General features: G+C 41.0%; 28 protein-coding genes. 8 read left to right on the forward strand and 20 right to left on the reverse strand.

Features of this window, described 5'->3' with window-relative positions; translation table 11 throughout:
* Positions 1–5: 5 nt before the first annotated feature.
* The 4 genes from MPH60_RS15075 to MPH60_RS15090 all read right to left on the reverse strand — a co-directional run bounded on the left by MPH60_RS15075 (position 6) and on the right by MPH60_RS15090 (position 2,702).
* A complete protein-coding gene (locus tag MPH60_RS15075; RefSeq protein ID WP_241615854.1) occupies positions 6–1,520 on the reverse strand; it encodes an MDR family MFS transporter in 1,515 nt (504 codons plus the stop codon).
* A 117-nt stretch (positions 1,521–1,637) separates the two neighbouring features.
* Positions 1,638–2,078: a cyclic-di-AMP-binding protein CbpB gene (cbpB, locus tag MPH60_RS15080; RefSeq protein WP_063232001.1), complete on the reverse strand. Its 441-nt coding sequence runs from the start codon at positions 2,076–2,078 to the stop codon at positions 1,638–1,640.
* A 122-nt stretch (positions 2,079–2,200) separates the two neighbouring features.
* Positions 2,201–2,347 carry a hypothetical protein gene (locus MPH60_RS15085; RefSeq protein WP_241590437.1) on the reverse strand — a complete coding sequence of 49 codons (147 nt, stop codon included), beginning with the start codon at positions 2,345–2,347 and terminating at the stop codon, positions 2,201–2,203.
* A 115-nt stretch (positions 2,348–2,462) separates the two neighbouring features.
* Positions 2,463–2,702 carry a YkuJ family protein gene (locus MPH60_RS15090; protein WP_034314086.1) on the reverse strand — a complete coding sequence of 80 codons (240 nt, stop codon included), beginning with the start codon at positions 2,700–2,702 and terminating at the stop codon, positions 2,463–2,465.
* 183 nt (positions 2,703–2,885) lie between these two features.
* Between MPH60_RS15090 and MPH60_RS15095 the strand changes: the two genes are divergently transcribed.
* Both MPH60_RS15095 and MPH60_RS15100 read left to right on the forward strand, forming a co-directional pair.
* Positions 2,886–3,845, forward strand: coding sequence for an MBL fold metallo-hydrolase (locus MPH60_RS15095; RefSeq protein WP_241590438.1), 960 nt, complete (start codon positions 2,886–2,888; stop codon positions 3,843–3,845).
* 92 nt (positions 3,846–3,937) lie between these two features.
* Positions 3,938–4,171 (forward strand): glutaredoxin family protein, encoded by a 234-nt coding sequence (locus MPH60_RS15100; RefSeq protein ID WP_241590439.1) that lies wholly within the window; start codon positions 3,938–3,940, stop codon positions 4,169–4,171.
* 91 nt (positions 4,172–4,262) lie between these two features.
* On the opposite strand, the gene MPH60_RS15105 is transcribed toward MPH60_RS15100, so the two are convergent.
* The 4 genes from MPH60_RS15105 to MPH60_RS15120 form a co-directional block, all read right to left on the reverse strand.
* Positions 4,263–4,748, reverse strand: a complete 486-nt coding sequence (locus MPH60_RS15105) for a DUF3993 domain-containing protein (protein WP_241590440.1) — start codon at positions 4,746–4,748, stop codon at positions 4,263–4,265.
* A 166-nt stretch (positions 4,749–4,914) separates the two neighbouring features.
* Positions 4,915–5,142, reverse strand: a complete 228-nt coding sequence (locus tag MPH60_RS15110; RefSeq protein ID WP_241590441.1) for a hypothetical protein — start codon at positions 5,140–5,142, stop codon at positions 4,915–4,917.
* Between the two features lie 74 nt (positions 5,143–5,216).
* Complete coding sequence (locus MPH60_RS15115; RefSeq protein WP_241590442.1) at positions 5,217–6,422, reverse strand: EAL domain-containing protein; 1,206 nt, start codon at positions 6,420–6,422, stop codon at positions 5,217–5,219.
* A 200-nt stretch (positions 6,423–6,622) separates the two neighbouring features.
* Positions 6,623–8,482 (reverse strand): SLC13 family permease, encoded by a 1,860-nt coding sequence (locus MPH60_RS15120; RefSeq protein ID WP_241615846.1) that lies wholly within the window; start codon positions 8,480–8,482, stop codon positions 6,623–6,625.
* A gap of 160 nt (positions 8,483–8,642) precedes the next feature.
* On the opposite strand from MPH60_RS15120, the gene MPH60_RS15125 reads away from it, so the two are divergent.
* The gene (locus MPH60_RS15125; protein ID WP_241590444.1) at positions 8,643–9,506 is read left to right on the forward strand and encodes a metallophosphoesterase; all 864 of its coding nucleotides are present in this window, start codon (positions 8,643–8,645) and stop codon (positions 9,504–9,506) included.
* 170 nt (positions 9,507–9,676) lie between these two features.
* Here the strand turns inward: MPH60_RS15125 and crcB are convergent, their stop codons facing one another.
* Positions 9,677–10,039 carry a fluoride efflux transporter CrcB gene (gene crcB / locus MPH60_RS15130; RefSeq protein ID WP_241590445.1) on the reverse strand — a complete coding sequence of 121 codons (363 nt, stop codon included), beginning with the start codon at positions 10,037–10,039 and terminating at the stop codon, positions 9,677–9,679.
* The gene (locus MPH60_RS15135) at positions 10,036–10,416 is read right to left on the reverse strand and encodes a fluoride efflux transporter FluC (protein ID WP_241590446.1); all 381 of its coding nucleotides are present in this window, start codon (positions 10,414–10,416) and stop codon (positions 10,036–10,038) included. The genes crcB and MPH60_RS15135 overlap by 4 nt, the downstream gene beginning before the upstream one ends.
* A 162-nt stretch (positions 10,417–10,578) precedes the next feature.
* Between MPH60_RS15135 and MPH60_RS15140 the strand changes: the two genes are divergently transcribed.
* Together MPH60_RS15140 and MPH60_RS15145 are read left to right on the forward strand one after the other, a co-directional pair.
* Positions 10,579–10,890: a hypothetical protein gene (locus tag MPH60_RS15140; RefSeq protein ID WP_405390614.1), complete on the forward strand. Its 312-nt coding sequence runs from the start codon at positions 10,579–10,581 to the stop codon at positions 10,888–10,890.
* Positions 10,891–11,180: 290 nt separating this feature from the next.
* Positions 11,181–11,687, forward strand: coding sequence for a YkyB family protein (locus MPH60_RS15145; protein ID WP_241590448.1), 507 nt, complete (start codon positions 11,181–11,183; stop codon positions 11,685–11,687).
* A 54-nt stretch (positions 11,688–11,741) separates the two neighbouring features.
* Here MPH60_RS15145 and MPH60_RS15150 read toward each other — a convergent pair whose 3' ends face one another.
* Both MPH60_RS15150 and corA read right to left on the reverse strand, forming a co-directional pair.
* Positions 11,742–12,647 carry a chemotaxis protein gene (locus tag MPH60_RS15150; RefSeq protein WP_241590449.1) on the reverse strand — a complete coding sequence of 302 codons (906 nt, stop codon included), beginning with the start codon at positions 12,645–12,647 and terminating at the stop codon, positions 11,742–11,744.
* 340 nt (positions 12,648–12,987) lie between these two features.
* On the reverse strand, positions 12,988–13,962 hold the full coding sequence (corA, locus tag MPH60_RS15155; protein ID WP_241590450.1) for a magnesium/cobalt transporter CorA: 975 nt from the start codon (positions 13,960–13,962) through the stop codon (positions 12,988–12,990).
* A gap of 156 nt (positions 13,963–14,118) precedes the next feature.
* Between corA and MPH60_RS15160 the strand changes: the two genes are divergently transcribed.
* Positions 14,119–15,267, forward strand: coding sequence for an aminotransferase A (locus MPH60_RS15160; RefSeq protein WP_241590451.1), 1,149 nt, complete (start codon positions 14,119–14,121; stop codon positions 15,265–15,267).
* Positions 15,268–15,364: 97 nt separating this feature from the next.
* On the opposite strand, the gene MPH60_RS15165 is transcribed toward MPH60_RS15160, so the two are convergent.
* The 7 genes from MPH60_RS15165 to MPH60_RS15195 form a co-directional block, all read right to left on the reverse strand.
* Positions 15,365–15,730: a hypothetical protein gene (locus tag MPH60_RS15165; protein ID WP_034314117.1), complete on the reverse strand. Its 366-nt coding sequence runs from the start codon at positions 15,728–15,730 to the stop codon at positions 15,365–15,367.
* A 58-nt stretch (positions 15,731–15,788) separates the two neighbouring features.
* Positions 15,789–16,664: an NAD(P)-dependent oxidoreductase gene (locus tag MPH60_RS15170; RefSeq protein ID WP_241590452.1), complete on the reverse strand. Its 876-nt coding sequence runs from the start codon at positions 16,662–16,664 to the stop codon at positions 15,789–15,791.
* 38 nt (positions 16,665–16,702) lie between these two features.
* Positions 16,703–17,488, reverse strand: a complete 786-nt coding sequence (locus MPH60_RS15175; RefSeq protein WP_241590453.1) for an SDR family oxidoreductase — start codon at positions 17,486–17,488, stop codon at positions 16,703–16,705.
* Positions 17,489–17,798: 310 nt separating this feature from the next.
* The gene (gene ptsP, locus MPH60_RS15180; RefSeq protein WP_241590454.1) at positions 17,799–19,517 is read right to left on the reverse strand and encodes a phosphoenolpyruvate--protein phosphotransferase; all 1,719 of its coding nucleotides are present in this window, start codon (positions 19,515–19,517) and stop codon (positions 17,799–17,801) included.
* A complete protein-coding gene (locus MPH60_RS15185) occupies positions 19,517–19,783 on the reverse strand; it encodes a phosphocarrier protein HPr (RefSeq protein WP_034314127.1) in 267 nt (88 codons plus the stop codon). Before MPH60_RS15185 ends, ptsP begins: the two co-directional genes overlap by 1 nt.
* A gap of 214 nt (positions 19,784–19,997) precedes the next feature.
* Positions 19,998–20,783 carry an ABC transporter permease gene (locus MPH60_RS15190; protein ID WP_241590455.1) on the reverse strand — a complete coding sequence of 262 codons (786 nt, stop codon included), beginning with the start codon at positions 20,781–20,783 and terminating at the stop codon, positions 19,998–20,000.
* Positions 20,783–21,415 carry an ABC transporter ATP-binding protein gene (locus tag MPH60_RS15195; RefSeq protein ID WP_241590456.1) on the reverse strand — a complete coding sequence of 211 codons (633 nt, stop codon included), beginning with the start codon at positions 21,413–21,415 and terminating at the stop codon, positions 20,783–20,785. Before MPH60_RS15195 ends, MPH60_RS15190 begins: the two co-directional genes overlap by 1 nt.
* 175 nt (positions 21,416–21,590) lie before the next feature.
* Here MPH60_RS15195 and MPH60_RS15200 point away from each other — a divergent pair, with 175 nt between their 5' ends.
* Both MPH60_RS15200 and MPH60_RS15205 read left to right on the forward strand, forming a co-directional pair.
* Positions 21,591–22,376 (forward strand): thermonuclease family protein, encoded by a 786-nt coding sequence (locus MPH60_RS15200; RefSeq protein WP_241590457.1) that lies wholly within the window; start codon positions 21,591–21,593, stop codon positions 22,374–22,376.
* 384 nt (positions 22,377–22,760) lie between these two features.
* Complete coding sequence (locus MPH60_RS15205; protein WP_241590458.1) at positions 22,761–23,252, forward strand: sigma-70 family RNA polymerase sigma factor; 492 nt, start codon at positions 22,761–22,763, stop codon at positions 23,250–23,252.
* Between the two features lie 49 nt (positions 23,253–23,301).
* Here the strand turns inward: MPH60_RS15205 and MPH60_RS15210 are convergent, their stop codons facing one another.
* Positions 23,302–23,496 (reverse strand): hypothetical protein, encoded by a 195-nt coding sequence (locus MPH60_RS15210; RefSeq protein ID WP_241590575.1) that lies wholly within the window; start codon positions 23,494–23,496, stop codon positions 23,302–23,304.
* Positions 23,497–23,646 lie beyond the last annotated feature (150 nt).

A 23,646-nucleotide genomic window follows, 5' to 3' on the forward strand; every position in this document is an offset into this window, starting at 1 on the left:
TTTTCCTATGCCTTCTTATTCTTTCTTAGTCTCGTAAGTAACAGGAAGCTGATTATAGAGAAGATTAGAACGATAAGATAAATGGTCTGCAGTGACAATGTAAGTCCTTCCTGCAAAACCTTCACAACATTTTCAGGAAGCGACATGCGTTCTTCACTGTTCAACAGTTTGTTAGCCGTATCTATCGTCACTCCCGAGCCCTCGGGCGCATGCTCGTTCAAATAGGCTTGAAGTCTCATATTCATGATTCCTCCAAGTAATGCGGCACCTACCGTATTACCTAAATTACGCATGAACATATTGGAAGCTGTCGCAATACCCCTGCGTTCCCAGCTGACTGTTTTTTGAATGACGACAATGAATGAGGTAGAAGTCAACCCCATGCCTACACCGACAAAGAATGATCCCATGGCAGCAATCAGGGGCCCAGCCTCCGGCTTCATCCATACTAGGATCAAACTCCCAAGTATCAATGAGCAGCCTCCAAGGAGCGAGGTTGATTTGAATCCTATTTTCATCAATAACCTGCCTGAGACCATTGATGCGATCGGCCAGCCAATCGACATGGCTGTCAATGTAAAACCAGCCACCGTGGGCGAGCGCTCCATCACGCCCTGAACGAATGTCGGGAGGAAACTTGATAATCCAATCATCATCACCCCTGTCGTCAGGGATACAAGGTTCGCAATCAGAATCGAACGCTCCTGCCAAATTTCAAATGGCATCATCGGTTCGGCCGCTTTCTTTTCCTGAAGGATGAATAAGATAAAGGTGATGATGGCCACTAACGCCAAGGATATGACCGGAGCTGAAGCCCATGACCATTTCACTCCTCCTTCTACGAGTATCACCATAAGAGTGGATATGGATAACGTCAATAGCGCTGCACCTAGGTAATCGATATCACGTTTTTTCTTTTCGATTTTTTCATGAAGGAAAAACCAAATCCCAATAAAAGATAACAAGCCTAAAGGAACATTAACCCAGAAGACAAGCTTCCACGTCAGGGATTCAACGAGCACGCCGCCCAAAGCGGGTCCCATTACCGCTGAAATGCCCCAAACGCTCGATAGATACCCTTGAACGCGGGCCCTCTCTTCATTTTTATAGATATCACCAACAATCGTCGACGCTACAGGAGCTACAGCCCCAGCCCCGAAACCTTGTACAAAGCGATAAATGATGAGTTCCGTCATAGAATCTGCAAAGCCGCAAAGAATGGAGCCAATTAAAAAGACAACGATTCCAAATAATAGGACAGGTTTTCTCCCGAGAATATCCGATAGCTTACCATAAATCAAGACTGTTACGGCGTTCATTAGCAAATAACTTGAAAACACCCAGCTGTAAAGTGAAAAACCACCTAAATCACTTACAATGGCTGGCATTGCCGTCGAAACGATCGTTCCTTCAATAGCATTCATAAACATAGCCAACATGATGGCAGCTAATATGAAGGGACGTTTCAACTTTTTATTCTGCACCTTAGCACTATTCACTTCTTGGCCCAATTTCAGCATCCTCCCCATAGACCCTACCTGTTTATAGACTTTACCACTAGCTGGATCGAATATGTAAAAAACAAGAAAACTCGCCAACTGGCGAGTCTCGAGGTTAACCATCATTTTATGCCTTGCTTATTTATCAGGTGTATTTTGTTTAAATACCTTTTTCAAGATTGCCCTTCTCGTTAAGATACCTTCAAATACATGTTCGTCATTTTCTACACAGACAAACGGATGATCAATCAACAATTCCACACCTTTTGTCAATGTATCTTCAATATGAAGGCGAGGTATTTCTATATTCATTATTTCGGAAACTTTTTTATTCTCAAGATTATCAAATTCAATTCGTTCCAGTCCCAAGATTGAATCAAGAATGACTGGTGTGCTAATTAAACCATGCAGTTTATACATCGGATCTAACACAGGAATGGCCGTATAACCGCTCTTTGTTAATACCAATAGTGCATGTTCTAAATTATTGGTTACCTGCACGTGGGCCACGCGTTCAGAAGAAATCATTAAGTCTTTAACGCTGGATTCCAATAAATCCCCATCATGAGTACCGATCATGTTAAAACCCCTTACCATATGTTTTTATATACAGCTCTTTCTATAGTTTAACATATGTAAGCGGAAAAGGCTCCTTCCTAGACCAATAAAATCCCAAACGACGGGATTTCCGCAATAGACCCTTAGCCCTTACTTGTTTGGATGTTAACCTGTTTAAAACCGCATTCCGGGCATTGGTAAATCACATTTTGATTGGATTGTGCCGTTAATACATTTTCCATTTCCCTTTCCTCACCGCATTCCGGACATATTACCATTGGATTTTTCATTTACATCCCTCCAATTAATAAGATGTCGTAAAAATCACTACTTCATTCAAGTAAATATTGACCGGTTCACAATAAAAAAGCCGCTTCCAATGGAAGGCGGCTTTTTGTGATTTTTTTAAGATTGAAGAAGATCAAAGATTTCAATGGTAATCATATCAATATTATCGAATTGATATTTAGATGATTTCCCTTTATCACTGTATACTTCAAGCTCGAACATTTCTGTTTTGCTGAAATATGTAACCTGGCACTTTTTCACACCATCTATTTCAAAAAAACGTTGAGCAGATTCAGATTCCTTCGCTTGCTCTTGAAGACTTTTCAATCTGGTAAGGATGCCCTGTAATTGAGACATACTCCCTCTCCTTTCTGAATAAAACCTTTTCGATAGGTTCCACTATACCATACTTTTCTATCCAGTAGCCACGCTGAAATAAATTCAGAATAATTTAAAACTTCATTCTTTACATGGCACTATTAACAGAATAAAATAAGGAATGGATTTTGTACATGAAAAAATTTCTGGGGGTAGATTCTGTTGCAAAACATTAGTGAGCTTGGATATCGCATTTCATTGATTGATGGTTTTGATTTGGATAGAAGAAATCGTACAGGAACATATGTAATTGCCGATGAAGACATCACCTTAGTCGAAACTTCTGCCAGCCCTTCCATCCCCCGCTTAATGAAGGGGCTCGAACATTTGGGAATCGCCCTCGAAGATATTACATATATCATTCTTACCCATATTCATTTGGACCATGCAGGCGGAGCTGGACTTTTTTTACAGCATTGTCCGAATGCGAAAGTGATCGTCCACCCAAAAGGTGCACGGCATCTAGAAGACCCAACACGTTTGATCGCTGGGGCTAAAGCAGTCTATGGTGAAGAATTCAACAAGCTTTTCGATCCGATATTACCTATTCCATTAGATAGAATCCTGACTAAACATGATAGGGAAACGCTAAAAACAAGTGAAAATTCCAAGTTGACCTTTTATGACACGCCAGGACACGCAAACCATCATTTAAGCATTTTCGATTCAGTTTCTAAAGGGATGTTTTCAGGTGACACCGTAGGCATCTATTATCGTGAACTTGATGAAGAAGGTTTGGAATTTTACTTACCTTCCACATCGCCAAACCAATTTAATCCCGATGCGATGCTTGCTGCAGCGGATTTGTATGAAAGCATCGGCGTCGAACGTATATATTTTGGTCATTACGGGGTATCGGAAAATCCTAATGAAGTCTATAAACAACTTCATTACTGGCTGCCTAAATTCGTTGAGACTGCCAAATCGGCATATAGGGAATATGCTAGCTTCGAGGAACAAGTGGCAGCTACCAGTAAAAATATTTTCACGGAGGTCGCTGTTCATTTAGGTGAAAAAGGAATCACCGGTGATCATCCTGTTTTTGATATCATTGCCATGGACCTTAACGTTTGTTCTATGGGATTGATAGACTACCTGATAAAACAGGAAAAAGATCGGTAGAATGTTCCTTAAGGTTTTTTCCTATTCAAATGTCTTGGCATTCTCTATAATGAAAAAGTAAACCTTACCTAAAGCATATATGGAGGAATGAAATGAAAGACGTTACGCTCTATACCCAACCTGATTGCCCTCCCTGCAAAATCATGAAAATGTTCTTTGATGATAATAACGTCGTATACAAAGAAAAAGATATTAAAGCGGATGGACACGCACGAAATGAACTAATGAATAAATATGGCGCGTATTCCACACCGACGGTCGTCATCGATGGGAAAGCCATTATTGGTTTTGAATTGGACGAAATAAAGAAAGAACTGAATATATAACAAAAAGTCCAGGGAAGGCTGTAGCCTTCCCTGGACTTTTTCTTTTTAGCCTCCATACTTTTCAGCTTTGAAGGACTTTCCTCTAAATCACTTATTTCATTTTTTCGCTTCCATACTCAACTTCCGTTATTTTCCAAGTTCCATTTTCCTTTTTCAAAGTAACTGATTCAACATGTTTTTCCATCGATACAGGTCCGTCCCCTGTGTCCTGGAATTCCTCCTGTACATAAATGAAATCACCGTTTTTGCCATATATAATTTCCGTATTTTTGTCGTAACTGAAAAATGGGATATAATATGGAGCGAAATCTGATCCAAATGCGGTATAACCGCCATCAACTTTCACTACATTCGCTTGGACGAACTTCTCGATGAAATCATCTGTGAAATGTTTATCCAACTTCCCTTCAATCGCTTCCTTAGTACGCACTTCCTCACTGATCGAGCCTTGATTCTCCATGGCATCCTGTACTAAGGACAGTACTTCCTCTCTATGTAAGCCCTCCGCTGAAGCAGTGAACCCTCCACTTAAAAATAGAAGGATACTGGCAAGACATGCAACTAAATATTTACTCATTACAATCATCTCCTCGTTATAGAATTTCTTCTAATGATTCGGATTTGCCCATATCTTTCAATACCCGTCCAGATCAAAGCCAAACTACAAAATCACATTCTCCGTATTGCCCATCCTTTACAATAAAAAAAGAAGATTCCATTATATTGAAATCTTCTTCTTACAGCTATCGAAAAGCATAGTAAAAAATAAAACCGGCAACCAAAATCGTCCCAACTAAAAGAGAAACGAATATCGGGTTCTTTAAATAAGGATGTTCTTTAACTGAATCATCGATAGTTGAATCATATTTGGCTTTCACTTTCTGTGCCCTTGCCACAGAATAAGTATAAAAGAGCAGATATAACGCCATGACTGTAACGATTATGATTAGAATCCAGATGTACGTGCTCAAAATATGTCTCCTCCAAGCGCATCATTTCTGCTTATCGTTACACATTTAAAGCGATTATATTCATGTTTCGTTTTTTATAATAGTGCTTCATTTTCATATAAATAACTATAAGAAAGATCACAGAAAATGTATTCCTTATTATTCAGGGGATATGAAAAGGTCCGAATGGTTTCTCCCGTTTCGATATCACTGTATAAATCGGATAGTATTCCTGTTTTCCGATTACGCATCTTTACGATATTTTCGAGAAAATAAGGTCTCCAGCTCCAATTTTTATTCATATAGCTCGGTTGGACTAACCATTGCCCGTCCTTATGGAGGATATTGGGGGATTTTTGGTACCCCTCTTCATCACAAATATAAAGCCGGAAACATACGGAATCCAACTTTTTCGCCAAAACTCCGAGAAACTCTTCATGGGAGCCGGCCCGCTTATGCTGTTTTAAGAAGTTTTGCATATTCTCGTTGAATTGCAAAGTCTTTTGATAAACTGCTTCAAGCTTCTTGGTCTCTAAAGAAATGAAAGATTGACATTCTTGATGGAATTTTTCACGAAGTAAATCTTTATTAATGAACTCGCCTTCCGGTTTCGCCAGAAAATACCCTTGATAATATCGTCCCCCATTCTTCCATGCGAAGCGAAGCTGGTATTCGGACTCAATGTTTTCAAATAGTAAATTGGCGCCGATTTTTCGTGCAAGCATGCTTAGAGAAAACAAAATGACCTGATAGGCATCTCCACCTGAAATGCGAAGCTGGTCCAGGTTAACTTTTAAAATATTCGGAGAAATCTGGGCGATTCGGTCCAATTGCGTATCTTCCCCTAAATGATCTAAAGCTATCTTAATCCCATATGTTTTAAAGTAAGCAAGCACATGCTGCAAAGGATCTAAGTTTTCCGGACTGATCGTATCTGATAATTCCAGCACGATCCGGTGCATTTCCTCCGGTTGAAAATGACGATGTAAAATCTCCATGAATTCTTCGCCATGATCCAACATAAGCAAATTAGGATCTCTGTTGATAAAGATAAGAAAATCTTCACCATAGTCTTTTATTCTCTCCAAGGCAATTTCAAGTACGTAATTATCCACTTCCACCCTATACTCTTCCGGCACTGCAGAATCGTGAAAAAAAGGGCCAAGGCTTTTATATTCCGCTTGTTCCTCATAGCGCCCTAGAATTTCATACCCGATTACCTGATGTTGATCTGCACTGAAAATCGGTTGAAAGAATGGTGTCACCTTGTCTAAATTCTTTAATATCTTTTCTGTATCCATGATGCATCTTCCCCCTAATTACGAAAACACCAATATGCCAAAATTATACCATTAGTTTCTGGCATTGATAATAAATAATTTTAATTCCTACTGAACAACTCTTTTTTCAGAGCATTAAAATCCCCGTTCATCTTATCGATTTTTAAAAAAATATATGGAAAAGGCATTGTCCATAAATGGAAACAATGCCTTAAGTCTGATCAAAATGGGAAGAACCACGGAATGGTGATCACCATGATAACACCAATGAAGATCTGTATGGATATCCCGATCATGATAAAATCTTTATGCTTGTAATCACCTGCCGTCATGACAAGCGCGTTGGTAGTGGCCACCCTTGGAGTGGATAACGCCAAACTGCCAGCAACGGCCAGGCATAGAAACACAGGAAGCGGATCGATTCCTTGATTCACCGCAGCTGTCAGGGCAATGGGCGTCATGATTACCGTCGCGGCTCCATACGGGATGAATTGGCTCAGTATCAGTGTCAGGAGGTAAAAGACCGCCAATATGCCGTGTGCCCCGATATTACTGAATAAAACGGCCAGCCAATCACTTATCATTCTCACACCACCCGTATTATCCAAAGCAGCCGTTATTCCGAACATGGCAGCAATCAAGAGAACAGGTTCCCAGTTAATCTTTTGGTAAGCATCCTCCATCGAACGGACACAGCCAGTGATCACCATCAACAAGGCTGCCGTCAATACCGATAGTACAGCAGGGACGGACTCCATCGATAAAAGAATGACCATCAATGCAGTGATTCCCAAGGCGATCCATGCTTTACCCCTGGAGTGGACCGGAGAGCCATCATCCGAGGTACTTCCAATAACGATGACATCCTGTAAATCCGAGGAAATCCTCTCAATGTTCTCCCATTCCCCATGTATCAGGATTGCATCCCCCGGTTTCAAGCGTTCCGTTCCGACGTCCGCTTGAATATATTCGCCATTCCGATTGATTGCCAGCACATTACATTGGTATTTCTCACGAAAATGCACATCTATCAAGGTTTGATTTTCATAATCCGAATTCGGGACGATCAATATTTCTGTCAATCCAAATCTACTGCTAAGAAAATGTTTCTTTATTTGTTCGGTATTGAAATGTTTAAACTCCAGTTCATAGTTAAGTGCCAATCTCTCAACTGCTTCCTCTTCTCCAAACACCAAAATGACATCTTCAGGATGAAGAACTTCATCCGCCCTGGCTGAAATCGTCAACTGTCTTTGCAGCAGCGGCAATTGCTTATCCTTTGGCTTTCGCTGGATTTCAATCAAAGTCAATTCATACTGAATAGGAAGCTGGAGGTCTGACAGCCTTTCTCCAACAATATCGGAAGTAGCGGGTATATGCAGATAATGCAATCGGTCATATACTTTGTACATGCCGGCAAGCTCCCCTGCCGACAGTCCCTTGACACTGTTGTTTGCGGCAATCGTTTTCTCGGGAAGCAACAGGCGCCCGAGTGTCAACATGAAGAATAACCCAGCTGCAAAGGCGATTAAGCCAACAGGTGTAAAGTCAAAAAATTCTAAAGTGCCTATTCCGTTTTGCCGTAATACATCTGCAACGATCATATTTGAGGGAGTACCGGTAAGTGTTAATAGCCCCCCAATACTGCTTGCATAGGCAAGGGGCAATAAATACCTTGTCGGACTTGTTTTTTGTTGTAAGGCCATGCTCATAACGAGCGGAAGCAGTATGGAAACAATTCCTGTTCCGCTTAAAAATGCACTTAATATTCCTGCAGTCAGCATGACGATAAGCAGCGATTTCCATTCACTGCCCCCACATAACCGCAACAACTTATTCCCTGTTTTTTCCACGATCCCTGTATTTAACAGGCCGGCACCGACAATGAATAGCCCAGCCAGCATGATGACCACTTGATTCGCAAACCCGGCCACCAGTTCATCCAGGGTAAGAATCCCCAATAAACCCAGTATGGATAGTGCACTAAGTGCAATTAAATCAGCTCGAAATTTTCCTTGTATAAAAAGCGCAATCGCGCATAGAAGTATAATCAGTGTAATAAACATTGGTTCGGTCATCATGTTACCTCCGTATAGATGTTCAATTTCAAACCGGATACGGTTTCATCAAACCCCAGTTTACATGTTTTTCATAGGCTCATAGAAGATATTTTCTTCAATTTATGTATATTGTTTGTTAGTATGAGGAAGTAACATTTTTATATTAGATAGGTTGATTAATTTGAATAAACCCATATCAAGAAGAACATTCTTAAAGAAAAGTCTTGGTACCTTGGCTACCATAACCGGTTTAGGTATTGGCGGAAACTATTATGCCCATAATTTGGAGCCGAAATGGTTAGAAACCAAGCATAAAATCATCAGCCACCCGCTTATCCCAAAAGGTTTTCATGGAATGAAAATGGTCCAATTCAGTGATACGCATTTAGGCTTTCAATTTCAGCTTAAAGATTTACAAGCAATTGTCAATAAGATAAATCAACTGGACCCTGATGTTATTTTATTTACCGGAGATTTAATGGACCAGCCTAATAAATACAAGGCTCATCAGAAAATCCCTCTCGTTTTGAATCAGCTCAAAGCGCCGCTTGGAAAGTTCAGCATCTACGGGAACCATGATCATGGGGGATATGGCTCAGAAATTTACAGCGATATCATGGAAAAATCCCATTTTACCATGTTGCAGAATACCTCAGCTAAGATAACCTTATTAACGGCTGAAGAAATAATCATTGCCGGGGTTGATGATGCCATGCTAGGAAAGCCGGATTTTGAAAAAGCCCTTTCCGGCATCCCGGAAGAAGTGTTCACCATTATGCTTTCACATGCCCCTGACCTTGCCGACATATCAAGGACTTACGACATCCAATATCAAATAAGCGGCCACAGTCATGGAGGCCAAGTACAAATTCCGTTTGCCGGTGCACTTGTAACTCCTCCATATGCTGAAAAGTATCGGGAAGGCACATATGAAATCGATTCATTAACGTTACATGTTAATAGAGGGCTTGGCACTACCCGTCTCCCCTATCGTTTTCTTTCACGTCCGGAGTTGACTGTTTACGAATTACAAGCCGAAAAATGAAAGAAAAAGAACACAGGGGAAAACCGCCAGACTTATTAACAAAACCTGTGCGGATAAAACAACTAGTTGCCATGTATCATTTGTAATGGACTCCTATGAATTATAGCATTAGAAGTATATCCGAGAAAACCAGGTTTTTTTTACCAGCATCAACGGCAATGCCATAAAGGTTATACCACACTTAAATAGCCACAGAGGAAAGTGCCGATGCACCCTAAAACAGACACCGTTATATAGATAAGGCTATCTATATAACGGTGTTTTCTAATAAGTTCAAGCGTTTCCATACTGAATGTCGAAAAGGTCGTAAAGGCTCCCAGAAAACCTATCGTCAGAAAAACCTGCAAAGATAAAGCCCAGCTCTCTTTTTGCGGAATCACCAACCCCAGCCCAAAGGAACCTATAAGGTTAATCAGTAAAATGCTAATGGGTATAGAGACCGCTGGCAATAGCCTATTAAAAATAAGCTGCAAGACATATCTAGAGGCCGCCCCAAAAAAGCCACCTATAAAAACTGAAAGAACCTCAATCAAAGGGCGTCACCTCTTTGACTATTAAAAAGGCCCAGTCCGAGGAAACCAGCGACCAAACCAAATAAAAGCGTAGCTCCAAGATAGAGTCCCGCCAATGCCAGAGAAGTCTGCAGTAGATTCACCACTTCTTGGGAAAATGTGGACATTGTGGTGAAGCCGCCGCAAAACCCGCTGCCCATCGCTAAAAAAACAAGCGACTTCTTTTTCGCGGCGAAATAGCCATTGATCATTCCAAGCAAAAAGCTGCCTACTATATTTATCAATAGGGTTCCAAACGGGAAGAAGGAATGGCCAGCAATCAAGATTACACAATATCGCAATATCGCTCCTGCCGCTCCTCCAAAACCGACTGCAAAAATGCTTTTTAATCGATCCATTAAGGTCCCCCCGAATTTTTCTCATAAGTAGACTCATTATAACAGATTAAGATGAAACAGGCTCTTTTCTTAAAAAAAACCATACTATGTAAAGAATTTGAGAAAAGGAGGCTAATTATGCAAACACAGTATTTTCCTTACTACCACTATCCACAGACCATGATGCTACAGAACGAATACAGAAATGTATATGGGAATGAATATGGACCTGAAAATTGGAATGACGAGCGCTTCTTTCCTTTCTTTCCTCTATTGGCGCCTGTAGCTTTTGTTGCAGGATTGGCAATTGGACCATTGCTATTCAATAACCGTCCACCTGTCTATCCTCCATATCCTCCTCCATACCCGCCCGCTTACCCTCCTTACCCTGCTTATCCAGCTTATCCTGCTTATCAAGGCTTTCAGGGTTACCAGCAACAACAATTCGGCGCACAGGCTGGAGTATCCGAAAATATCAATATATACACTCAATAAAGATTGCACAGAAGGCGACATTGAACGCCTTCTTTTTCTTGGACCAAAAGCCGTCAGATTGAATTTTACTTCCCTATATATTTTGAAGTGGTATAATATGAAAATGAATAGATGGTAAAGTGTTAGGAAATGATGGTCATACCCTAGAGATGTACATGCATTGTTTTTTCACTGTTTCTGCCTGGTTGCATATACGTCTCTATTTCAACCAATATATAAGAACAGGTTTTGATTGAAGGACGTCTGTTTGTAGCGTCCTTCTAACCTTATTAAGAAAAGGAGTTTCCATGATGAACCAAACGAAAGGACATTCTGAAAGGGATGAGTTTTCGATTAACTCCATTGCCCAAGCCGTGTTTATTGTCAATAAACATGCAAAGACCGCATTGGAGCCCAAAAATTTATATAATTTAAAACGGCTCGCATTAAGCAAGCTTATGCAAGAAGGAAAAGCGAAGAAGATTGGACTTCATTTCTCTGATAACCCTCGCTTTGCAGCACAACAATCCGACGTCATTGTCGAATGCGGATCATATGTTTTTCATTTACCTCCCACTAAGGAAGATTTGAAAAAACTACCCCACCTCGGCAGCCGGGCAGCCTCCATACGGAACCCTAAAGCCGCATTGTCATTATCCAAGGCAAAACAGATTCTGCAATCTTACGTTGGACAAGCAGGTGAAAAACAACCGAATCCTGCCAACACCGAGAAAAGGGCTCACGGGCGTGGGTCGGTCAAGCAACCTTTCCACAATCCATTCCCATCCTCCTTTTTAGGAAAAGGTTCCAAGTATTGATCATTGATAAACCAAACGGGCCGTGAGGTAATGCCTCACAGGCCCGTTTCCCATTCATAATACCAATCTGTCTATCAACTTTATTAGCTCTGCAATTTCAGGCTTGCTGATTTGTGCGTCAGCCCCTACGACCTGACCTTTATGACGCAGGCTATCCGTAATCAAAGAAGAGAAAATAATCACCGGCAATCCAGCGAGTTCCCCGTTTTCCTTTATTCTTCTAGTCAAATGATGCCCATCCATTTGAGGCATCTCAATATCGGTAATCACCAGTTGCACTTCTTCTTCAACCAATTTTCCTGATTCGATTAAATTCTCCAGATAATTAAATGCATCAAGTCCATTTTCATAAAACTCCAAGTACTTGAATCCAGCTTCTGACAATGTTTCAAACAGCAGCTTTCTCAGTAATGGAGAATCCTCTGCAATCAGGATTCTCTTGTCTGAATTTTGCCGGATACCAAGCTTTTTAACCTGTTGGATGTTTATTCCTGATTCTGGATTGATTTCGACCACTATTTTTTCAAAATCGAGTAACAGTAACATTTCACTATTTAATTTTATTACTCCGATAATCTGACTTTCAAGGCCTTGATACATATCCGAAGGCTTTTCGATTTGTGACCAGGAAATACGATGGATCTGTGTTACGGTATGGACATGGAAAACCACTTTTTGCTGATTGAATTCAGCCACTATGAATTTATCCTGCTCAGGAGTTTCAGATGGCGGAAATCCTAAAGCATCCGCCACATTCACAACTGGCAGGACTTCTCCGCGAAGCTCAATGATCCCCTCCACATTTGGATGCGAATGCGGGACAAGCGTGATGGGGACAGGATTGATGATTTCCTTCACCTTAATTACGTTAATGCCGAATTTATTCTTTCCGAGACCGAATTCCACGATCTCAAGCTCATTCGTTCCACTTTCAAGTAATATTCCTTTATTTGCTTCCATTGTTTCATCTCGCCCTTCTACTTTTTCATTTCATCATCCATAAATCATTTAACCGCCAGGAAAAATATCATGGTTTCATCAATGAACTCATACCTAATAATTCGGTTAAATATTTCTTTTGTTTAGAGGACAGCTAAAAAAAGAATCAAGAAGTGATTATTTATTAATACCAAACTAAAAAGGGACCCATCAGGGTCCCCTTTTTCCATTCTCATTTTCCACCGCTGCCATTCCTGCCATCCTATCGATCGTAAGGCTGTCTCTTCGATAAAAGTGATCAGCATATAACGCCTTGCGGCCCTTCCAAATCCACTTAAAATAGGAGGTCAGTTGGGTCTTTTCACTTCCTTCGAGACCTTTTCTTTGGATTGAGCCAACCTTTTTTTACAAAGAATAAAAACATCATCAAGGCAATTCCGCCCATCATTCCGAGAATGAGGAAATAGCCATAATGCCAATTTAATTCCGGCATATATTCAAAATTCATTCCATATACGCCCACTATGAAGGTCAGCGGCATGAAAATGGTAGTGATGACAGTCAATGTCATCATCGTTGAATTCATATTATTAGAGTTCACAGACAAATAGCTATCTCGGATATCGGACGAAAAATCTCGATACGATTCAAGCATTTCAGTCAATTTAAGAAGGTGATCGTATACATCATTAAAATAAAGGTGCTGATCTTTCAAGTAATTCAGACGCTCAGATGAAATCATTCTGTACAATAAGTCACGCATCGGCAATATGGTCCGACGGAGCCTGGACATATCTGTACGTAAATCGAATAGCTGATCCATCAATTCGTTAATCGTGTCATTTTCAGTATTTTCCTCAATGCTGCCCAATTCACTTTCAATTTTATAAACAGGCGGGAAAAATTCATCGACGATCCTGTCAATTATCCTATGCATCAAGAAAAATGGACTTTGCTTCAACATTTTGTTACCAGCAATTTCTTCCCATACTTTTTCCAGTTCAAGCATATCTTCCTTATGAAAACTGACTATCCATTTTTCACCAACAAACATATCCAATTCCACTGCTTTAAATACCTTCTCCCTTAGAGCATGTATTACAAGAAATTGGTAGCCCTCATAAAAATCCATTTTGGGACGTTGGTTAAAATCATCCAGGCAGTCTTCGATTGCCAGTGGATGAAAGTGAAAATGATTGGTTAAAAGTTCGATTTCCTTGTTTGTGGGGTTGGAAAAATCCACCCAGAACCACTCGATATCCGGATTATTCATTTCGGTTAGCGGTAAACCAAAACTGACTTCATGATTAGAAGTTATTGCGCAAGTCCTTATCATATGTATCAACCCTCAAAATTTTCTTATCAAACATTATACCTTTAATTCATTAATCTCAAAAAGTTTTCTCCCCCTCAAAACTAAATGATAAAATAGAATGAATGAGTCAAACATAGTACATAATTCATGAAGTTAGAAAAGGGAGGACATTCATAGATGGAACATTTAATAAACCCTCTAGTAAAAGACGTTAAAATATCAGGAATCCGTAAATTCTACAATATGGTAGCTGATATCGAAGGCACCATTTCCTTAACGATAGGACAGCCTGACTTTCCAACTCCGATGCATATTAAAGAAGCTGCAAAACAAGCCATCGATAATGATTATACCGTTTATACTCACAATGCGGGCTATTTGGAATTACGGGAAGCCGCTTCAAATTATGTAAAGGATAAATACAAGCTTAACTACGATCCGGCGAATGAAGTGATAGTGACCTCTGGTGCCAGCGAAGGCATAGACATTACCTTTCGGACGATCCTCATCCCAGGGAACGAAGTCATATTACCGGGTCCGGTATATCCGGGATACGAACCCATCATTAAGATGTGCGGGGCAACACCTGTTTATGCCGATACAACAAAAAATGGATTTCGTTTGACTGCAGATATACTTGAAAAATACATAACGGAACATACTCGGTGCATCGTTCTGCCCTATCCATCGAATCCGACCGGGGTTACATTATCTGCCGAAGAATTATTGGACATTGCCGAACTTGTTAGGGGCAAGGACATCTTCATATTGGCTGATGAGATATACAGTGAACTGGTATTCGATCAGGAGCATGTTTCGATTGCCACTTTCTTAAAAGAACAAACCATCGTCCTGAACGGACTTTCCAAGTCCCATTCCATGACCGGGTGGAGGATCGGCCTTCTGTTTGCGCCTGCAGCCATCTCTCAGCATCTTTTAAAGGTTCACCAATACAATGTGACCTGTGCCGCCTCGATATCGCAGAGAGCTGCCTTGGCAGCATTGACGGCAGGCAGAGATGATGCCATTCCCATGAAGACTGAGTATGCTCGGAGACGGGATTACGTATTCAGCCGCTTACAAGCGATGAACCTGGAAACAGTCAAACCAAACGGGGCCTTTTACTTCTTTATAAAGCTGCCTGAAGGCTATGCCACTTCGCTTGATTTTTGCCTAAAGCTTGTTCAACAGGAAAAAGTGGCAGTGGTCCCTGGAGATGCATTTTCTCCCCTTGGTGAAGGGTACTTCAGGATATCTTATGCATACTCCATGGAAACCCTGGAAAAGGCTTTGGATCGTATTGAGGCTTTTTTAGCCATAAAGTAACCGAAAAAAAGTGGCCTTCAATTGAATGAACAATTGAAGGCCATTTTCCTATTTTCAAAGATGTCATCCCTACCGAAGGTTTCACCAAGTCAGTCAACTAATACAGCCTCCGTAAGAAACGAATTTCCCGATATCCCTCTTCCTTATTTGTCGTGGTAAGACTCACTTCAACGATTGACCCAAGTAAATCCGCCATCACTTCTTCAAATTCCTTTGCAGAGCGCGGCTTTGAAAAACCTAAACTCTTCAATTCGCGCATCAGGATCTGAAAACCGGCATTCGTTTCGATATGACTGAATTTCACCGGCAGTATCAGCGGACTTTCATTCATTAATTTCAGATCCCAACGAATGGGCTTTGTTTGATGAATGGTTTTTTCTCGCTTAAAACCTTCAATCCTTACAATATATCGACCATCTTCTAATTCCTGGAATTTCATATTGATATCATCGAATTCGCCCATAGCTATCACTCCTTTTTGTAAAGGCTGTCGCTATCAGCTTATTCATGATATAGAAATGCTAGCACTTATTATAATGTTTATATAATGCCTGTGTACCGCTATTTTCCTCACCAGCTTCTGCCAGCCCCTCATATAGGGATTTGCTCAGGCTTAATCCAGGAGCGTCCATTCCCATTCTTTCCGCTTCATCAAGTGCAATCTTCATATCCTTGATAAAATGCTTGATATAAAAACCCGGCTCAAAATCCCCTTCAACCATTCGCGGTACAAGATTGGACAGTGACCAGCTTCCGGCAGAGCCCGATGATATGCTCCTTAAAACCCGGTCCGGATCCAACCCCGCCTTTTTGGCATAGGAAATCGCTTCAGTCACTCCGATCATATTGGAAGCAATGGCGATTTGATTGCACATTTTCGTATGCTGTCCTGAGCCAGCCGGGCCTTGATGGACTACATTGCTGCCAATGATATCAAAAATGGGCAGGACAGCTTCAAATGCCTCACTAGAACCGCCGACCATGATCGTAAGCTTCGCATCACGAGCACCAATATCTCCTCCGGAAACCGGTGCATCCAATGATTCCATGCCTTTTTTCTTGGCTTCCTCTGCTATTTTCACTGCCAAAGATGGAGTGGAGGTCGTCATATCGATTAAATGGGTTCCTTGTTTCCCGTTCTCAATAAGCCCATTTTCCCCAAGATAGATTTCTTCCACATCACTAGGGTATCCTACCATGGAAATGATCACATTAGCTTTCTGCGCAATTTCCCTTGGTTCAGATGCCCACTTCGCACCCTTTGAGAGCAGTTCACTTGCCTTATCTTTCGTCCTTGTATAAACAAACACCTCAAATCCCGCCTTAAGAAGATTTGCGGCCATGCTTTTTCCCATCACTCCTAAACCTATGAAGCCGATCACTTTGTTCGATTGCATATTGCAGATTCCTCCCAATCATTTTGTTTCAAAAATCCTTAAATGGACTTTATCATTCCTCCGTCAACTAGATACGACTGGCCCGTTAAATATGTATTGGCGCCTGAAACAAGGAAAGTAACGAATTTTGCAAATTCCTCGGGTTCCCCATAACGGCCAAGAGGGATTTTGTTAATCGATTGTTCAGTCACCTTCTCAGGAGTGATGCCTAGTTTCTCCGCATTCATTTCATCAAGGTGCTGAACCCGGTCTGTTGCGATTCTTCCTGGACCGACTGTATTGATCAAAATCCGGTCCGGTGCTAATTCTGAAGCTAACGTCTTTGACAATCCAACGATTGCCGTCCGGAATGTATTCGATAATATCAAACCTGGAATCGGTTCCTTAATAGATGAAGAAGCAATATTAACAATTTTCCCGCCCTGTTTTTTTAAATGTGGCAAGCTTTCACGGATCGTCCTTATGAAACTTAGTAAATTAAGTTCGAAGGACTGTTGCCATTCTTCATCATTGAAATCTGTAAACGAACCCCCTGGAGGACCTCCGGCGTTATTAATAAGGATATCGATACCGCCGAATTCCTCAGCAGTTTGCCCAACCAGGCTTTTAATATCTTCAGCTTTTGTTATATCCGTTACCATATAAGAAACTTTACCCGTCCCAAGCTCGGATAACTCCCTTTGTACTGCGGCAAGCTTTTCTCCATCACGGCTTGCCAGCATGACATTTGCCCCTTCCTTAACCAATTCAGCTGCCATAGCCTTCCCCAAACCTTGACTTGAAGCTAAAATCAAGGCATTTTTCTTTTTCAAATGTAATTCCATATTATATTTAACCTCCATTTTCTTAAAATCATAATTCCATTATATCGCCATTACCGTAAAGTGAAAAATCTGAATAATCATTATTGTGATTTTTATTTACAAAAAAATAGCCGGTTGGATAACCCAACCGGCGTCAAAGGGGGAAATGAGAATGTCAGCTGCCCTAATAGAGCCAAACAACTGTGCTTGCTTTTTATTTACCCCGATTTTAGTGCAATAAACATTTTTTCTTAAATGTTCAAGAAAAAATTACAGGAAAGCACCCCATCCGAAGATTCTGTGGATGGGGTGCCATTTTTCCTCATTTTTTTTATTTCTTCAAAGCGTTAATTACCGCTTCTTTCACATTATCATTCGTATCCAGCCCTAAAACTTCCTGAGATAGTTTTTTCATCTCTTCAAGCGAAAGTTGGCTAATTAAAGCACGTGCTTTTAAAATCGAAGTGGCACTCATTGAGAATTCATCAAGACCCAATCCGATCAAAATCGGTATGGCAATTTCATCTCCAGCCATTTCCCCGCACATCCCGGCCCATTTCCCTTCTTTATGAGCTGCATCTATGACCATTTTAACCAGGCGTAGAATCGCTGGGTTATATGGTTGATATAAATAGGATACTCTCTCATTCATTCGGTCAGCGGCCATCGTATACTGAATCAAGTCATTAGTGCCTATGCTGAAGAAATCGACTTCCTTAGCAAATATATCCGCCATCACTGCAGTTGAAGGGATTTCAACCATGATTCCGACTTCAATTTTTTCGGCAACCTGAATACCATTGTCAAGCAATTCCTGCCTAACTTCAGCCAAGACGGCTTTAGCTTCACGGAATTCAGCAAGCGTGGCAATCATCGGGAACATGATTTTCAAATCTCCGTAAATGCTTGCACGAAGCAGGGCACGGAGCTGGGTCCGGAAAATCTCCTGTTCATTTAAGCAAAGGCGAATCGCACGGTATCCAAGGAAAGGATTCATTTCCTTAGGAAGCTCTAAGTAAGGCAACTCCTTGTCTCCGCCTATGTCAAGCGTTCTGACGACTACAGGCTTACCTGACATTCCTTCCAGCACCGCTTTGTATGCCTCGAACTGTTCTTCTTCACTTGGAAAGTCGTTTCTGCCCATATAAAGAAATTCCGTACGATATAACCCGATGCCTTCACCGCCATTTTGATGTACGCCCTCCAGGTCTTTCGGCGTACCAATATTGGCTGCCAATTCCACATGATGGCCATCATTTGTAACGGTTTTTTCATTAACCAGCTTCGCCCACTCAGCCTTTTGCCTAGCATAAGCTTCCTGCTCCTCTTCGTAGCGTTTCACGAGTTCAGGAGTAGGATTGATGTGAACTTCACCCTTTAATCCGTCAATTATGACCAAGTCACCATTATCAATGGAAGAGGTCACTGACTTCGCTCCAACGACTGCTGGAATTTCCAATGAACGTGCCATTATGGCTGAATGGGATGTACGTCCACCGATATCGGTCGTAAATCCTTTAACATATGCCGGATTCAACTGCGCTGTATCGGATGGAGTCAAATCCTCCGCAATGATGATCACTTCTTCAGCAATCATGCTCGGATTTGGAATATGAACACCTAAAAGATGCGACAGCACCCGTTTCGTGACGTCACGGATATCCGCTGCACGTTCCTTCATGTATTCATTATCCATTTGTTCAAACATCGTAATGAACATGCTTGCGGTTTCATTTAAGGAAAACTCAGCGTTGACGCCTTCTGATTGAATTTTATCCTGAATTGGAGTGATAAGTTCCGGATCAGCCAAAACAAGCAGGTGTGCGTCAAAGATAGCGGCCTTATCCGCCCCTAAATCCTTTTCGGCTTTATCCCTGATTATCTCCAATTCATTCGTTGACTTTTGAATAGCTTCCTTAAAACGGGATATTTCAGCCCCGACATCTTCTATGCTTCTTTTTTCGATCGATAAATCAGGCTCAGTCAGTCGATAGGCTTTAGCGATGGCTATTCCGTTTGAAGCTGCTATTCCACTAATCAAAGTGGACATTATTCTGCTAATCCTTCTCTATTCAACGTTTCAGCAAGTGTGTTCAGTGCATCATTTTCATCGCTTCCTTCAGCAGAAATCGTAATTTCCGCCCCTTTGCCAATACCTAGAGACATTACACCCATAATGGACTTAAGGTTCACTTTTTTCTCTTTATAAGCAAGGTTTATTTCTGAATCGAATTTTCCTGCAGCTTGTACAAGCAATGTAGCCGGACGAGCGTGAATTCCTGTTTCTGCAGTTACTGTAAATGTTTTTTCTACCATATAAATCAATCTCCTTTAAGATAAATTAACAAAAATAGGTTATGTAAGGGGTTTTCTCCATCCAATCAGGAAAGAAACGAAAAAAAGAAATGCCCTTTTCCTTATCAGGATAGCATTATCATTCCCAACAAACAAACCAAAACTATTGGTACCTACAAAATAGTACAAAAATATAGAAAGAACTGCAACTATTACTTTTCAGATTCTTCAATGATTAAATGGACAGCTGTGCATTTTTGGTAAAAAAAGCCCTGAAACTCAGCATAATGAAAAGGACCACCGTTAAAGAAACACTTCCGAGAATCCCGATTAGTATCGCAATCTGGTATTCAATAGCGATTAGCGGGTTTATCCCCGACAGAATTTGCCCTGTCATCATTCCTGGAAGGAAGATAATCCCCATCCCGAGCATATTGTTCAAAGTCGGGAGAACTGCCGAGTCGAATGCAGCATCCACATATTTCTTCACAGCCCTCGCTGGAGTCGCTCCAAGCATCAACATTGCTTCTACCTTTTCACGATTACTGCTAATCCCATCATGGAGGTTTTTAAGCGCCAAAGTCACTCCTGTCATCGCATTTCCCACGATCATCCCTGCAATTGGAATGAAATACCTTGGCTCATACCATGGAGTGAAATGGATCACGACCACATTAAAATAAAACAAGGCAGCCATGGGACCTGACAACATACTTAGGATAACCATCCTTTTGATTTTCTTATTAAGTGTATGGGACACTTGCTTAAAAATATTATGGATGGAAAAAAGGGTCATCGCACATAAAAATCCTAAAGAAAGTAAAGGGTGGGGATTTTCAAAGATATATGTCAAAACATATCCGGCGAGAATGAGCTGGACCGTCATTCGCACCGTAGCGAGCATGATTTGCTTTTCCCGTGAAATTCCGCGCCACTTCACGATTATGAGCAGGATTACTACAAACACGTAGGCCGCACAAAGACGCCAGAACTCAATATCTATTATCCCATTCGCCTCCATTAATAATCACCCTCTTTCGCCTTTTTCAGAACGATCCTTTTTTCAGAACAGGTGTCCGCAAGCTGTTTTGAATGGGTAATCATGATGACTGTTCCTTTTTCCCGCTTTACTTCTTCTAAAAACCGGCTCATGACCGCCAGCTCAGCTTCCTCATCAAGAGCTGAAGTGGGCTCATCCAGTAAATACACCTCAGGTTTCAATAAAAGTAACCTCGCCAGTGCCAGCCTCTGTTTTTCCCCGCCAGAAAGATTCTCAGCCCCCTCGTCTAAAGACTTCTGCAACTGGACGGTTTCAAGTGCTTTTACCAATTCGGCTTTATCCTTTTTTTCCTGTTCTGTCAATTCCAGGCCAATCTGAAGGTTTTCTTCAATCGTACCCGGTAAAGTGAACGGTGCCTGGGAAAGCATTGTGACTTTACGCCGGAGCTCAATCGGGTTGAATGTATCCAGCAGCTGATCCTGATAATAGATCGAACCGCTATCCGGGTCATCCATCCTGTTCAATAATCGGAGCAGTGAGGTTTTTCCTGCACCGCTTTCCCCAGTCAAGCAAGTAACCATACAAGCTGGTATTTTCAAATCATCAATTTTCAAAATCCCTTTATACGTAATATTTTCAAGCCTAAATATCAATTTGCACGCCTGCCTCCCTTACTCCACCATATCATTATAAGAAACTATCATGATATGGGGTAGCGATGCATGTTAAAATTTTCATTTTCTTTCGCTTTTTTATGGGTTAGTATTAGTCCTGCCGAATATATCCATGACGGACGTGGAAAACACCTTAATAAATGGAGGGACTATCATGAACGGAAATTCCTTGTTACATTCTTATCTGAATGTTTTTCTCCTGACTGCACTTTGCCTGATCACGTTGTCTGGCTGCCAGGCAGCATCAGATAACCAGGTTAATCAATCCAAGCAGGAAGATTCAATTTCAAATGAAGTAAAAGGCAAGACATTCACAGCCGAGATCATCAAAGTTGTTGACGGAGATACAGTAAAAATCAAAATGGCTAATGGAAATGAAGAAACGGTCAGGCTCCTATTGGTAGATACTCCAGAAACCGTGCACCCATCCAAGCCCGTTCAGCCTTTTGGACCTGAAGCAAGCAAGTTCGCCAAGGAACTCATGCCTGCAGGCTCTGAAGTGGAAGTAGAAACCGGCATAGGTGAAAGGGATAAATACGGCCGGCTGCTGGCCTATTTTTATGTTGATGGTAAAATGGTGAATAAACTCCTGCTGGAAAAAGGACTGGCAAGGGTAGCTTATGTATATGCACCGAACACGAAATATCTTGATGAATTGGAAGATATTCAGAAACAAGCCCAAAGAGACGAAATCGGTATTTGGTCTATTGAAAACTATGCAACTTCAAATGGGTTTGATGAGTCCCGGTCAAAGGAAGTATCGGTGGAAAAGCCGACTGGCTCTTGCAGTAACCCGCAAATTAAAGGGAATATAAACTCTAAAGGCAATAAAATATATCACATTCCTTCGGGCCAATATTACGAAATAACTAAACCAGAAGAAATGTTTTGTACTGAACAGGACGCACAGGATGCCGGTTTCCGAAAATCGCAAAGTTAACAAATTCAACGGTATATCAATATGCCCGCTTCCGTATTTATAAAAACTAAATGATGATTTACCTTTCTAAACTCCTTTTGTCGACAAACGGAGCATTCATGTGTTTGGCTTTACATTGAATGAAGAGGAAAAATTAAAAGAAGACGCAGTGAAATGTTTCGGCACATCCAATATCAGGATGTGCTTTTTTCATTTGGTCAACTTTTTCAAGATTATCTGAATCTACGTTTTCCCTTCAATAAGGTTCTTTTTAGCTCCCTTGAAAACCCACTTTTTCCCCCCTCCATTTTTCCGTTACGCATTTTGGCTATATATGATCGATTTATTTATGGTAGAAGCACCCGGGAATACAGGAAAGTGCACTTTCTAAAGGTGACTTGCTTAATGGAAGATTTCTCAGCACTGACGAAGGAATTCACCCCGATGATCCATCATATTATCCGCTCACTTTCCATCTATAAAAATAAGGAAGAATATTTTCAAGTAGGCTTGATTGCTTTATGGGAGTCATTGGGGAATTTCAATGAGGAATACGGAAAATTCTCCAACTATGCCTATACGGTAATCAAAGGCAAAATTCTGAACGAATTAAAGCATCATCATAAATATGAGATTCGTACCGAACCCTTTGATTCCTTCATATTAGAGATTAAGGATCCTTTTGCGATGCATGAAGAGGCCTTTGCCATCGATAATATCCTAACCTACACCGAAGGATTGACACTGAATCAGCAACGCTGGCTTTTACAGACATACCTCGAAAATAAAACGGTATCCGAAATAGCTGATGTCTATCAAGTCACTGCAGCAGCCGTCAAATCATGGAGAAAGTCCGCTTTAAATAAATTAAGGAAACAAGTGATTTTTCCATTGTAAATGATTAGGGGTGGCTCAAACATGAGCCACCCCTAATCATTTACATCGATTAACTTCTCGCTTCTTCTAAATACGTATAAATTATCACACCGTCATGTTGGGCATTTCCCCGAAAATGTTTAAAGTCTTCCCTTTTAACTAGAACCTCTCGAAAAGCTAAAAATTCTTCTTTTGTTATCCTGAATTCATCCATTTCCCGATTTGCCAGTTTATCGAGTACATCTTTTGCTTCATCTGCATTCATCATATTATCCTCCTTAATTATCAAATGTTCCATCATATTTAGTCAGGAGAAATTCCGTTTTCATTTTAACATAAGCATGCCACTAAATATAAATCAGAATTTTTTGAGGCCCTCTTGCTACATTATTCTTTACGTATGCTTTAAAATAGT

It is taken from the genome of Peribacillus sp. Aquil_B1, from assembly GCF_022603275.1.
Classification (GTDB): Bacteria; Bacillota; Bacilli; order Bacillales; family DSM-1321; genus Peribacillus.